This window comes from Candidatus Ponderosibacter sp. Uisw_141_02, from assembly GCF_048087665.1.
Classification (GTDB): domain Bacteria; phylum Pseudomonadota; class Alphaproteobacteria; order Puniceispirillales; family Puniceispirillaceae; genus UBA3439.
In genome coordinates this window covers 1,728,489-1,741,211 of sequence record NZ_CP159807.1, presented here as the reverse complement: position 1 = coordinate 1,741,211, position 12,723 = coordinate 1,728,489, and the positions used below count along the sequence as shown (strand labels likewise).

Genomic DNA, 12,723 nt, shown 5'->3' with positions numbered 1-12,723 from the left:
AAAAAGGCGAGCTATTTGGCTGGATTTCCGCGGCTGGGGCTGCCTATAGTGGCAGGCAATAATTTTCTCTAGCGATATAGAAAAACCAGTTTCATATGTCGATTCATTCTTCGCAAAGCCTGACACTGGTTCTTGGTCCGACCAACACCGGTAAAACCCATTTGGCGCTTGAACGCATGACCGGCTATGCCAGTGGCATGATTGGCTTTCCGCTGCGGCTTTTGGCGCGGGAAAATTATGACCGGCTTGTTCGCAAGCTTGGCGTTGGCAAGGTTGGGCTGCTGACAGGTGAAGAACGTATCTTGCCAGTCGGTGCGCGCTATCTTTGCTGCACGGTTGAATCGATGCCGCTTGATGCCAATGCCGATGCCGAACTTGCCAATCGCCGGTTTGACTTTGTCGCCGTTGACGAGGTGCAGCTTGCCGGTGACCGTGAACGTGGTCATGTTTTCACCGACCGGATTTTGCATGCAAGAGGGGCATTTGAAACCATGTTCATGGGGGCGGAAACGGCTGCTTCCTTGCTGAAGGCATTATTGCCTGACGCGAAATTTGAATTTCGTGATCGCATGTCGAGGCTTGTCTATGCTGGCCCGAAAAAACTAACTCGTCTTCCGCGCCGAAGTGCGATTGTGGCCTTTAGCGCGGCCGATGTTTACCAGATTGCCGAATTTGTGAAACGTCAGCGCGGCGGGGCGGCGGTGGTGATGGGGCGGCTAAGCCCGCGCACACGTAATGCACAGGTCGAGTTATATCAAAATGGTGATGTTGATTTTCTGATTGCCACCGATGCAATTGGGATGGGCCTAAATCTTGATCTTGGGCATGTGGCCTTGTCGGCTGATATGAAATTTGACGGGCGGCAAATGCGTAAGCTATTGCCATCCGAAATGGCGCAAATCGCCGGTCGGGCTGGTCGTCACATGAATGATGGCAGTTTTGGCGTTACGGATGGATGTCGCGCGCTCGAACCTGAGATGGTTGATGCGATTGAACAGCATCGTTTTGCCCCGCTTCGGGCATTTTATTGGCGAAGTCGTGATCTTGCATTTTCATCCATTGATCAATTGCTTGGCTCGCTAGAAGCACCGCCGACATTGCCGTTTCTGTTTCGCAAAGGTGATGCGCTTGACCATCAGGCGCTAACCGCGCTTGCCAGCCGCGATGACATTCGGAGTGCGGTGTCGGGTGCGCGTGATGTGCGCCTGCTGTGGGCGGTTGCGTCGATTCCTGATTTCCGGCAAAGCCTTCATGAAAACCACTATGACATGCTTGCCAATATTTTTCTGACGCTTGTGGCCAAAGGCGTGCTTGGCAATGATATGGTTGCGAAAGCAATGACCCAGCTTGACCGGATTGATGGCGATATTGATACATTAATGACGCGACTTGCCTATATTCGGACTTGGACATACATCACGCACCGTTCTGACTGGACAGACAGCCCTATCGAGTGGCAGGATCGTGCCCGGTCAATTGAAGATCGGCTGTCAGATTGCCTGCATGGCAGGCTGTCTGAACGGTTTGTGGATAAACGTGCCGCGCATTTGAGTAGAAGATTGAAGGAAACGAAAAATTTGATTGCCTCTGTAAAAGATGATGGCACGGTTCTTGTTGAAGGTGAGGAGGTCGGACGGCTTGACGGTTTTACCTTTCATCCGACACTTGCCGATGGCGAAGATAAAGCTCCCATTCTAGCGGCTGCACGGCGCGGCCTCCCCGACGAGATTGAACGTCGGGTTCGTGCCTTTGTGGCATCGGCTGATCCCGCATTCCGGCTGGGCGCTGATGGCGTAGTGAAATGGCGTGAAGCCGAGGTTGCGCGGCTTGTCAAAGGTGATGGTCTTTATGTGCCGCGCCCCGAACTTGTGTCCAGTGATCTGTTGTCAATCGATCAGACCCAGCGAATGGCGCAGCGTTTGGTGAGTTTCACAGCCGCACATGTCGAAACGATTTTAGGCCGGTTGATTGTTCTGGAAACACCTGATGCCGCGCCTGTTGGCGATCATAAACCCAAAACAGAACCAAAATCAGCGGCAGTGCCAACCGATGCACCTGCTGCTGATGCGCCCGCTGCTGATGCGCCCGCTGCTGATGAACAAGATACGGCGCCAATCAGCCTTAGCGGTGCTGCCAAAGGCATTGCCTTCATTCTTTATGAGCGCCTTGGATCGGTTCCGACTGCCGAAATTGGCCATTTGATCCGTGCCATGCAGGAAAGTGACAAGCCGCGTTTGGCGCGTTTGGGGCTTCGGTTCGGCGTTGAAACCGTTTATATGCCCGAATTGTTAAAACCGGCACAGATCGAATTGCGAAGCCTGCTTTTCAGCCTCGCTAATGGTGCCTTTTATGAGGGTGCGCCGCCACCAGCAGGGCGTGTTGCCATTGATTCGATTGCCGATGTTCCTGATGCCTATTGGTTGGCGGTTGGTTACAGGCGGCTTGGTCAGCGCGTGATGCGGGTTGATATGGTTGAACGTGTTGCGATGCTGGTTCGTGTTGCAGCGCGCCAAGGCCAATTTAAAATTGCTGAAGATATGCTGTCTTTGGCCGGGGCAACGCGCGAACAAATGGCGCAGATGCTGCTTGATCTTGGCTGTGTGATCGTTGGCGAAGAAGCGGTTGAAGATCCGGAAAAGCCAGCATTGCAGATTTTCGAGCGCAAGCGTAAGGCACGTCCACCGCGCAGCGATAAAGCACCAGCGCCAAACCAGCGCCGCGGGGCCAATCCAAAAGATGATCGTAAAGCGCAAAATCGAAAGCCAAAACCGGCAGGTGGCAAGCCGCAATCTGGCCAACGCCGCCAAGCTGAAAAACAGCCTGATCCCAATTCACCTTTTGCTGTTTTGGCCGCTTTGAAAACAAAAGCCTAGGCCAATGGACGCTGGCGCGCCAGAAACAGTCATACGGCTGGATAAATGGCTGTGGTATGCGCGTTTTTTCAAAACCCGAAGCGCTGCCAGCAAAGCCATTTCGGCAGGACGTTTCCGGCTGGATGGTCAGGTGATGACAAAACCGCACCGCCAAGCTTTGTGCGGGCAGGTCTTGACCTTTGTTCAGGGCGATCGGGTGCGGGTGATTAAAGTTGTGGCGATTGGCACCCGCCGCGGGCCAGCGCCCGAAGCGGCATTGCTGTTTGAAGATCTGGCGCCGGTTGAAGCAACGCCGCGCAAGGTAGCAAAAACCAAACCGCCTGAATTTGAGGCGCGCGGCAAAGGCAGTGGACGACCAACAAAACGTCAGCGTCGGGAAACTGATCGGTTGAAAACAGGATTAGAAAGTGACGAGGATTAAATGTTAAATCAATTTTCTGAATGGGTTAAAGCGTTTTCAGATGGCGGCACGGCCGTGCCATGTGAGGATGAGGCCTTTGTAACCACCATTACCGCGCTTCTTGTCGAGGCAGGTATGGCCGATGGCAACCTTGACGATGCCGAACGCGACGGCATTCTGCATTTATTGACCGAACAGCTTGAGCTTGCGGATGATAAGGCAAAGACCCTTCTTGATGAGGCGATTGCCGCGCATGACTCGCGTATTGAAATTCACAGCCTTGTTCGCCAGATCCGTACCGAAACTGAAATGGATGACCGTATTATCATTCTGGAAATGATCTGGATGGTGGTGCTTGCCGACAAGCAGTTGGATACGCATGAATCACAATTGATGCGGCGGCTTGCCGGATTGTTGTATATTGACGATGTGCAATCAGGAATGGCGGCAAAACGCGCACAAAGCCGTCTTGGTCTTGCCGATTAGCCGCATCTGCGATAGACAGATAAAAAAGCGGGTGTGACTGGGTTTCATTCTGGCTTTTTCACAAAATTATTTAGAGGAGCTAGGCCGCGAATGACCTATATCGTCAATGATAACTGTATCAACTGCAAATATACTGATTGTGTTGAGGTATGCCCTGTCGATTGTTTTTATGAGGGCGAGAATATGCTGGTTATCCATCCCGATGAGTGCATTGACTGCGGCGTGTGCGAGCCAGAATGCCCACCTGAAGCAATCCTGCCTGATTCAGAACCTGAAGCTGAAAAATGGCTTGAGCTAAATCGCGAAATGTCAGAAATCTGGCCAAATATTGGGCAAAAGATTGATGCGATGCCCGACGCTGAAAAAATGCAGGACGAGACTGGTAAATTCGACAAATATTTCAGCAAGGCACCAGGCAAGGGCGCCTAAATTTTGGCGGCAAGACACAGCCTGACCGTGATTATGGCCAGATGATTGATTTTGCCGCAAAAATAAGCTATCGTAAGAGCAGAAATCAAAGATGACGTTTGTTTCGCAGCGCCATGTTGGCCTGCGTTCTAAGGTTGTTTGTGAATACAGGCTTTGGCCAGTGCATCATCTTTGTCATGAATTGTTTTTTAAAGGTTGGTGGCAAGCAAATAAGTTCTGTTGGCTGCGGCGCTGAGGGAAAATATGGCACGAAAAAGTGAGAGTTCGTTCGAAGAGGGCGATTTTGTTGTTTATCCAACACATGGTGTTGGCCGAATTTTGGGTACTGAAGAACGTGAAGTTGCCGGTATGAAGCTCGAAATGCTGGTTGTGCGCTTCGAACATGATCGCATGACATTGCGGGTGCCAATGGAAAAAGCGCGCAGCCTTGGTTTGCGGACTTTGAGTTCGAAAAAACAAATGGAACAGGCCATCACCACATTGCAGGGTAAAGCCAAAGTGCGCCGCACCATGTGGTCGCGCCGCGCGCAAGAATATGAGACAAAAATCAAATCAGGCGATCCGGTATCAATCGCCGAGGTTGTGCGCGATCTTCACCGCCGCACCAATCAATCTGAGCAATCCTATTCCGAGCGGCAAATGTATCAGGCCGCGCTTGAGCGTTTGGCCCGTGAATTTGCGGCGATTGAAAAAATTGATCAGGATGCGGCAGCGCTTCGTCTTGAAGACCTTATGGACGCTGCCTAGTATTTCGATCCGGCATGATGTCAGTTCTGCCAATCGGGTTGTGCCGGTCGGTCAATTTTGCATACGGGCAGCTTGGCTGCCCGTTTTTCCGCGTCGGGTTGTGATTGCTTTGAATGGGGTCGTGTCATGGTAAATGCGTTTATTCAGGAACGTGAATTATTTCCCTCGGCAATGCCGTTCCGAAGTGGCTTTTTGCAGCGTGACAAGCATGAAATCTATTATGAACAATGTGGCAATTTAGATGGCCAGCCTTTGCTGTTTTTGCATGGTGGGCCGGGCGCAGGAATTGCACCGGCGCATCGACGGCTATTTGACCCAAAGCGGTTTCATGTGGTGTTGTTTGACCAAAGAGGCTGTGGGCAATCCCGTCCACATGCCAGCCTTGTCGATAATCAGACCGATGCGCTGATTGGCGATATCGAGGCGCTTCGTAAATCGCTGAATATCGACAAATTTGTTTTATTTGGTGGCTCATGGGGAAGCACCTTGGCGCTTGCTTATGCTATTGCCTATCCTGAACATGTCATGGGGCTTATTCTGCGTGGTATCTTTCTTGGTACGCGCGCTGAAGTTGATTGGTTCTTGAATGATATGGGGCGGTTTTTTCCCGAAGCCCATGATCGGTTTACCGGCCATCTTGATGCGGCTGAACGCGTTGATTTGCTAGCAAATTATTTCAAACGCTTGATTGATCCTAATCCGGCTGTTCATCAAAAGGCGGCAGAATTTTGGGCTTCTTATGAAACCTCCTGTTCAACCTTGCGCGCCGGAAACCGCCATATGGGCGGGGCGGGTGCTTTGACGATGGCGCGGATTGAGGCGCATTATTTTGTTAATGACTGCTTTATGCCCGATAATCACATCATGGACAATATCGGGCGGATTGCACATTTGCCAGCAACCATCGTTCAAGGACGGCATGATGTTATTTGCCCTCCGATTACTGCAAGCCGTCTGGCGGCAAAATGGGGTCGCAAAGCCAAATTGGAAATTATTGATGCTGCGGGTCATTCGACCTTTGAAAGCGGCATTGCGCATGCGCTTATGGCGGCGCTTGAAGCAATCTAGCCAAATTCCGTTTATCGATACTGTCACAATTTCATTAAAGCGGCATATGATACCGCCGAGGGCAATCTGGCTTAATCAAAATGGCTGGCTTGCGTTGGTGGATTTTGCCTTTTTGGAATAGAGGTGACTTTTTAGGGCTATCTCGAAGGATGATATCGTCGAACGAAACTTCGGTATTACCAATAATAATGCAGTTGATACGCATGTTGGCAAGCGTGTGCGTCTGCGCCGAACGCTTCTTGGCATGAGCCAAGAACAGCTTGGTGCTGAGTTTAATGTTACTTTCAGCAAGTGCAGAAATATGAGCGTGGCGCAAACCGGATCAGCGCATCACGGCTGTGGGATATCAGTCAAATTCTTGATGAGCCGATCAGCTATTTTTTCGATGATATGTCGGAAGGCACAATGCGTAGCTTTCCGCGCTGGATCAGCTGTGGCGATAATGCAGACATTTTGAATGGCGAGCAAATAAAAGACCCAATGGCGCGGCGTGAAACGCTGGAATTGGTGCGAACATATTACACCATCGAAAAGCCAGCGGTACGCAAGCGGATCGCCGAAATGGTGAAATCAATTGCCACAACGCTTGCTGGCGAATAATCTAATCCCATTACATATAATGGGATGAAAAAAATGACCGATAATGCCGCCAAATCCGTATCGCTGGAAAAGCTGAGCTTCGAAGATGCGCTAAAGGAACTTGAAGGTATTGTCGCATCGCTCGAGCGTGGCGAAGTGTCACTTGATGATGCGATTTCAGCTTTTGAGCGAGGCACTGAATTAAAGTCGCATTGTCAGGCGCGTCTTGAAGAAGCCCGCATGAAAGTCGAAAAAATCAAAGTGCCATCTTCGGCTGGTGCGCCTGATCAAGCAAGTGATTTTGATATGGGTGAGGCCTAGCCCAAGACATGGCCGGTTTTAAAGAACAATTGCAGCATGACGCTGCGGCCTGTGATGCTGTTTTGCGGCAATTAATTGCCGAAACAAAGGGGCCGGCAAACCGCCTTCTTAAGGCCATGCAATATGCTGTTTTCAATGGCGGTAAACGCATGCGGGCGGCATTGGTTCTTGGTGCGTCGCGGATGGCGCGTGGCGATGATGGTGATGCAGTTGCCAGCAAAGGCGCGCTTCGTGCCGCCGCGGCGATTGAATGTCTTCATGCCTATTCATTGGTTCATGATGATCTACCTGCCATGGATGACGCTGATATGCGCCGTGGAAAGCCAAGCTGTCATAAGGTTTTTGGTGATGCAACCGCGATTCTGGCAGGCGATGCATTGCAAACAATGGCGTTTGAGATTCTGGCAGGCGCGGCAACGCATAACGATGCGGCCATTCGCATTCGCCTTGTTGCGCAATTGGCAGGCGCGTCCGGCCTTGCTGGCATGGCTGGTGGACAGATGCTTGATCTTGAAGCTGAAACCCGCCCTTTTAATCTTGCTGAAACCAGCGAAATGCAAATGATGAAAACCGGCGCGCTGATTTCATGTGCGGTGATTTCTGGCGGTATTGTTGGCGGTGCGGATGATCAGCTATTGGCAGCGCAGGCAGCCTATGCCAAACATCTCGGGCTGGCGTTTCAGATTGCTGATGATTTGCTTGATTATGATGGTGATTCGGCGCTTCTTGGGAAACCGGCTGGACAAGATGCGGCGCGCGGCAAAGCTGGTTTTGTGGCGCTGATGGGCGGTGATGCGGCAGCTGTCGAAGCCAAACGGCTTATTGATGAGGCGAATGATGCGCTTGCCCCCTGGCAGGGGGCTGGTGAATATATGCAAGAATTGGCGATATTCGCCATTACGCGCAAAACATGATAGATTTACGATCGCCGGTTTTTTTACGGCTGCGGCGGAGATTGACGAGACAGGGTCACTGATAGGCCGCGATGGCTGCTAGAATCCAGTTACCGGTTTGCCGGTGTAAGAGTATGGGACGATAAGGTTAATGCGCACACCGTTGCTTGATTACATAAAAGAGATTGAAGATGTCCGGCGGCTTTCCGAAGCTGATTTACCGCAGCTTGCCAATGAATTGCGTACGGCAACCATTTCCGCTGTCTCGAAAACCGGTGGCCATCTTGGCGCGGGGCTTGGCGTTATTGAGCTGACCGTTGCCTTGCATTATGTGTTTTCGACGCCAGAAGATCGCCTGATCTGGGATGTCGGGCATCAAGCCTATCCGCATAAAATTCTGACTGGTCGCCGTGACCGGATTGAAAGCCTGCGGCAAAAAGGCGGGCTATCGGGTTTTACCAAGCGAAGCGAATCAGCTTTTGATCCTTTCGGTGCTGGCCATTCTTCAACATCAATCTCTGCAGGGCTTGGCATGGCAGTTGCCAGCGAAATGCAAGGCATTCCGCGCAATGTGATTGCGGTGATTGGTGATGGCGCAATGAGCGCTGGCATGGCCTATGAAGCGATGAATAATGCCGGCACAAGCCACAATCGGTTGATTGTGATTTTGAACGATAATGACATGTCGATTTCACAGCCGGTTGGCGCAATGAGCAGCTATCTGTCACGGCTCATCACCTCGCAGCCTTATCATTCGATCCGCGATCTGATGCGCGAAGTTGCCAGCCATTTTCCGGCAGAACTTGAACGGACGGCGCGGCGAGCCAAAGATGCGGCGCGTGACCTGATGGGTGCAAATTCGGTTTTCAGCCAGCTTGGCTTTACCCATATCGGGCCAATTGACGGGCATGATATGGCGCATTTACTGCCGGTTCTGAAAAATCTTCGTGATTCGCGATCGCATGGGCCGGTATTGGTTCATGTTGTCACTGAAAAAGGTCATGGGCATCCTTTTGCGGGGCCATCGGCAGAAAAATATCATGCTGTTCCCAAATTCGATATTATCACCGGCACGCAGCAAAAATCGGGCGGTAATCTGCCAAGCTATACATCGGTTTTTGCCAATAGTTTGATTGCCGCTGCTGAAATTGATCCAAAGATTGTGGCAATTACGGCGGCGATGCCATCGGGTACTGGTCTTGATAAGGTCAAAGCGCGCTTTCCAAGTCGGGTTTTCGATGTGGGCATTGCCGAACAACATGCAGTGACCTTTGCGGCGGGGCTTGCCTGTGAGGGGATGAAGCCATTTTGTGCGCTATATTCGACCTTTCTTCAGCGCGGCTATGATCAGCTTGTGCATGATGTCGCTGTGCAGAATTTGCCAGTACGTTTCGCCATTGATCGGGCAGGGCTGGTTGGCGCTGATGGGGCAACGCATGCGGGTGTTTATGATCTTGCCTATCTGTCCTGTTTGCCGAACATGGTTATTATGTGTCCATCGGATGAGGCGGAACTTGTCCATATGGTGGCAACCGCTGCGGCGTATGATGATGGGCCGAGTGCACTTCGCTATCCGCGCGGCGAGGGGGTTGGCTGTGCTATTCCTGACGCTGGAGAGGTGCTTGAGATTGGCAAGGGGCGAATTCTACGCGAAGGCCGTGATGTCGCGATCCTGTCATTGGGAACCCGCCTTGGGGCGGCAAGTGAAGCGGCCGACCGGCTTGAAGGCGATGGCATTTCGGTTACCGTTGCTGATGCGCGGTTTGCCAAGCCGCTTGATATGACTTTGATTGATCAGCTGGCGACAAACCATAAAGCATTATTGATTGTCGAAGAAAGCAGCCCGGGTGGTTTTGCCGCCCATGTCATGACCTATCTTGGCAATGCTGGCCATCTTGATGGTGGGTTGAAAGCCCGTGCGCTTTGCTTGCCCGATGTCTTTATTGACCATGACAGCCAGCAAGGCCAATTGGCTTTTGCCGGTGTGGATTGTGATGGTATTTATGCGGCGGCGCGTAAAGTGATGCCGAAACTATCGGCAAAAACCGCTTCGCCAAAGTCCGAGAAAACCTCGGCTGGTAAATCATAAATCTGCCAGATTGCGCGGCTATGCGGGGCATCAATCACGATAGGATCATCGGGTTTGGCCAAATCACGAAAAACAAAGCAAGATAATGGCGCGACCATTGATGCGGCTGATCAAAAACTGCGTGCCGATGCCTTGCTCTTGACGCGTGGGCTTGCGCGTTCGCGTGATCGGGCGCGTGATCTGATTGCCGAAGGTGCGGTTCTGGCGGCTGGTGAGATCGTGCGTAAAGCCTCGAAAATGCTGGCAATTGATTGTGACATTACGGTGACATCGGCTGGTAATCCTTGGGTCAGCCGCGCTGGCATGAAATTGGCAGGCGGGCTGGCCGAATTTCCGATGATTGAAGTGGCTGGCCGTTACGCGATTGATATTGGCGCCAGCACGGGTGGTTTTACCGAAGTGTTATTAGCGCATGATGCCGCGCATGTTGTTGCCATTGATGTTGGCAATGGGCAATTGGCAGACCATTTGGCAACCGACCCGCGGGTGACGGTGATGGATGCCACCAATGCCCGCTATCTAAAGCTGGATATGCTTGCCGAGGCGCCGCAGCTTGTGGTTTGTGATGCGTCGTTTATTTCACTGAAAAAAGTGCTTTTGCCAGCGTTGGAAATGGCCGCTGCCGGTGCCGGTCTTTTGGCTTTGATCAAACCGCAATTTGAGGTTGGCAAAGGGCTTGTTGGCAAAGGCGGCATTATTCGCGACCGCCATCTGCATGAAATGGTGATTGCCGATATTGAAAACTGGCTGGTCACTGAAATGGGCTGGCATCATCTTGGTACCGCCGCATCGCCGATTGACGGGCCCGATGGAAACCGCGAATTTCTGCTTGCTGGCAAAAAGCCTGACAACGCAGGCTAGTTCACTCGTTTACGACAGATCAAAACCACATTGGGCTTTGTGCCGCATTAATAGATCGGCAAGCACCAGCGACATCATCGCTTCGGCGACTGGAACGCCGCGAATGCCAACACAAGGGTCATGCCGCCCTTTGGTGACGACATCGACATTTTGATTGTCACGGTCGATTGATTGGCGCGGGGTCAGGATTGATGATGTTGGCTTGATCGCAACGCGAACGACAATCTGCTGGCCGGTCGAAATGCCACCAAGAACACCGCCCGCCTGATTGCTAAGGAAGGTTGGGGTTTCAAGGCTGTTGCCAGCTCGCATTTCGTCACTGGCAAGACTGCCGTCAATGCCGGAAAGCGCAAAACCACCGCCAATTTCAACACCTTTGGCAGCGTTAATGCTCATCATGGCCGCGGCGAGTTCACCGTCAAGCTTGCCATAGACCGGCTGGCCAAGCCCCACCGGAATACCATCGGCAATGATTTCGAGAATTGCACCTGCTGATGATCCGGCTTTACGTACCCCGTCAAGATAGCTTTCCCATTGTTTTGCCATCGCTGCATCTGGACAGAAAAACGGGTTATTATGACGTTCGTCCCAATTCATGTTTGTGCGGTCAATGGCATGTGGCCCGATTTGCACAACGGCACCGCGGATCTGATAATCACTGCCAAGAACCTTTTTCAAAAACATGTCGGCAATTGCGCCAGCGGCAACCCGAACAGCGGTTTCGCGTGCCGATGACCGGCCACCACCGCGATAATCACGATGGCCATATTTCATCTGATAGGTGTAATCGGCATGGCCCGGGCGGAATTGATTGGCAATCTCGCCATAATCTTTTGACCGTTGATCTTTATTGCGGATCAACAGGCCAATTGGCGTGCCGGTGGTTTTGCCCTCGAAAATGCCCGACAGGATTTCCACCTGATCATCTTCTTGCCGCTGGGTCACAAATTTGCTTGTTCCCGGGCGACGACGATCAAGATAAGGCTGGATCAAAGCTTCGCTAAGCGGCAGATTTGGCGGAACGCCATCAACAACACAGCCAATCGCCGACCCATGGCTTTCGCCAAAGCTCGTTACATTGAATAGGGTGCCAAAACTATTATCTGCCATGCTAGACAACTGAAATATCAGGCGCGTCAACGGCTTTCATGCCAACAACATGATAGCCACAGTCGACATGATGCGTTTCGCCAGTCACGCCGGATGCCAGATCAGACAAAAGATACATGCCAGCCCCGCCAACATCGGCAAGCGTCACATTGCGCTTGAGCGGCGAGTTATACTGGTTCCATTTCAGGATATACCGAAAATCGCCAATGCCAGATGCGGCCAAGGTTTTCATGGGGCCAGCTGACAGACCATTGACGCGGATATTGCGTCCGCCAAGATCAACGGCAAGATAACGGATTGAGGCTTCAAGGGCTGCTTTTGCAACCCCCATGACATTGTAATGTGGCATGACGCGCTCGGCACCATAATAGGTCAGGGTCAGCATCGAGCCGCCATCATTCATCATCGCGGCAGCGCGGCGCGCAACGTCGGTGAAGGAATAGACCGAAATATCCATCGTCCGCGCGAAATTATCGCGGCTTGTGTCGACATAGCCGCCTTTCAATTCTTCCTTGTCGGAATAGGCAATGGCGTGAAGCACAAAATCCAAACTGCCCCATTTTTCTTTCAGCACATCAAAAGTGGCATCCATGCTGGCCTCGTCAGTGACATCGCATGGTATGACAAGATCGCTGCCAACCGAGGCTGCAAGCGGCTCAACCCGCTTTTGCAAAGCCTCACCTTGAAAGGTAAATGCAAGCTCGGCGCCCTGTTCAGCAAGTTTGGTAGCAATGCCCCACGCGATTGAACGGTCATTGGCAACGCCCATGATAAGGCCTTTTTTGCCGGCCATGACGCCAGATGATGATGCTGTATTTGACATGAATGACTGCCCTTTTCATCGAAAGATAGTTTTACAAGATGCTG

12 protein-coding genes and 1 pseudogene are annotated in these 12,723 nt (G+C 51.9%); 11 read left to right on the top strand and 2 right to left on the bottom strand.

Annotation, left to right across the window (positions count from 1 at the left end; translation table 11 throughout):
• Window positions 1–95 precede the first annotated feature (95 nt).
• The 11 genes and pseudogenes from ABXT40_RS08705 (at window position 96) to ABXT40_RS08655 (ending at window position 10,746) form a co-directional block, all read left to right on the top strand.
• A complete protein-coding gene (locus ABXT40_RS08705; RefSeq protein ID WP_443645227.1) occupies window positions 96–2,873 on the top strand; it encodes a helicase-related protein in 2,778 nt (925 codons plus the stop codon).
• Window positions 2,874–2,877: 4 nt separating this feature from the next.
• A complete protein-coding gene (locus ABXT40_RS08700) occupies window positions 2,878–3,294 on the top strand; it encodes an RNA-binding S4 domain-containing protein (protein WP_443645226.1) in 417 nt (138 codons plus the stop codon).
• Entirely contained in the window at window positions 3,295–3,759 is a 465-nt protein-coding gene (locus ABXT40_RS08695; RefSeq protein ID WP_443645225.1) for a TerB family tellurite resistance protein, read from the top strand.
• A 90-nt stretch (window positions 3,760–3,849) separates the two neighbouring features.
• On the top strand, window positions 3,850–4,188 hold the full coding sequence (fdxA, locus tag ABXT40_RS08690; protein ID WP_443645224.1) for a ferredoxin FdxA: 339 nt from the start codon (window positions 3,850–3,852) through the stop codon (window positions 4,186–4,188).
• Between the two features lie 243 nt (window positions 4,189–4,431).
• The gene (locus ABXT40_RS08685) at window positions 4,432–4,935 is read left to right on the top strand and encodes a CarD family transcriptional regulator (RefSeq protein ID WP_020058284.1); all 504 of its coding nucleotides are present in this window, start codon (window positions 4,432–4,434) and stop codon (window positions 4,933–4,935) included.
• A gap of 126 nt (window positions 4,936–5,061) precedes the next feature.
• Window positions 5,062–6,003, top strand: a complete 942-nt coding sequence (gene pip / locus ABXT40_RS08680; protein ID WP_443645223.1) for a prolyl aminopeptidase — start codon at window positions 5,062–5,064, stop codon at window positions 6,001–6,003.
• Window positions 6,004–6,247: 244 nt separating this feature from the next.
• Window positions 6,248–6,603, top strand: a pseudogene (locus ABXT40_RS08675) (helix-turn-helix domain-containing protein).
• A gap of 33 nt (window positions 6,604–6,636) precedes the next feature.
• Window positions 6,637–6,903, top strand: coding sequence for an exodeoxyribonuclease VII small subunit (locus ABXT40_RS08670; RefSeq protein WP_443645222.1), 267 nt, complete (start codon window positions 6,637–6,639; stop codon window positions 6,901–6,903).
• Between the two features lie 8 nt (window positions 6,904–6,911).
• Entirely contained in the window at window positions 6,912–7,817 is a 906-nt protein-coding gene (locus tag ABXT40_RS08665; RefSeq protein WP_443645221.1) for a polyprenyl synthetase family protein, read from the top strand.
• A 130-nt stretch (window positions 7,818–7,947) separates the two neighbouring features.
• On the top strand, window positions 7,948–9,885 hold the full coding sequence (gene dxs, locus ABXT40_RS08660; RefSeq protein ID WP_443645220.1) for a 1-deoxy-D-xylulose-5-phosphate synthase: 1,938 nt from the start codon (window positions 7,948–7,950) through the stop codon (window positions 9,883–9,885).
• 54 nt (window positions 9,886–9,939) lie between these two features.
• Entirely contained in the window at window positions 9,940–10,746 is an 807-nt protein-coding gene (locus ABXT40_RS08655) for a TlyA family RNA methyltransferase (RefSeq protein ID WP_443645219.1), read from the top strand.
• A gap of 9 nt (window positions 10,747–10,755) precedes the next feature.
• On the opposite strand, the gene aroC is transcribed toward ABXT40_RS08655, so the two are convergent.
• Together aroC and fabI are read right to left on the bottom strand one after the other, a co-directional pair.
• Window positions 10,756–11,856: a chorismate synthase gene (gene aroC, locus ABXT40_RS08650; RefSeq protein WP_443645218.1), complete on the bottom strand. Its 1,101-nt coding sequence runs from the start codon at window positions 11,854–11,856 to the stop codon at window positions 10,756–10,758.
• A 1-nt stretch (window position 11,857) separates the two neighbouring features.
• On the bottom strand, window positions 11,858–12,679 hold the full coding sequence (fabI, locus tag ABXT40_RS08645) for an enoyl-ACP reductase FabI (RefSeq protein ID WP_443645217.1): 822 nt from the start codon (window positions 12,677–12,679) through the stop codon (window positions 11,858–11,860).
• Window positions 12,680–12,723: the final 44 nt, after the last annotated feature.

Coding starts and splice junctions, on each gene's coding strand:
- ABXT40_RS08705 (WP_443645227.1), top strand. CDS start 96: ATGTCGATTCATTCTTCGCAAAGCCTGACACTGGTTCTTGGTCCGACC.
- ABXT40_RS08700 (WP_443645226.1), top strand. CDS start 2,878: ATGGACGCTGGCGCGCCAGAAACAGTCATACGGCTGGATAAATGGCTG.
- ABXT40_RS08695 (WP_443645225.1), top strand. CDS start 3,295: ATGTTAAATCAATTTTCTGAATGGGTTAAAGCGTTTTCAGATGGCGGC.
- fdxA (WP_443645224.1), top strand. CDS start 3,850: ATGACCTATATCGTCAATGATAACTGTATCAACTGCAAATATACTGAT.
- ABXT40_RS08685 (WP_020058284.1), top strand. CDS start 4,432: ATGGCACGAAAAAGTGAGAGTTCGTTCGAAGAGGGCGATTTTGTTGTT.
- pip (WP_443645223.1), top strand. CDS start 5,062: ATGGTAAATGCGTTTATTCAGGAACGTGAATTATTTCCCTCGGCAATG.
- ABXT40_RS08670 (WP_443645222.1), top strand. CDS start 6,637: ATGACCGATAATGCCGCCAAATCCGTATCGCTGGAAAAGCTGAGCTTC.
- ABXT40_RS08665 (WP_443645221.1), top strand. CDS start 6,912: ATGGCCGGTTTTAAAGAACAATTGCAGCATGACGCTGCGGCCTGTGAT.
- dxs (WP_443645220.1), top strand. CDS start 7,948: ATGCGCACACCGTTGCTTGATTACATAAAAGAGATTGAAGATGTCCGG.
- aroC (WP_443645218.1), bottom strand. CDS start 11,856: ATGGCAGATAATAGTTTTGGCACCCTATTCAATGTAACGAGCTTTGGC.
- fabI (WP_443645217.1), bottom strand. CDS start 12,679: ATGTCAAATACAGCATCATCATCTGGCGTCATGGCCGGCAAAAAAGGC.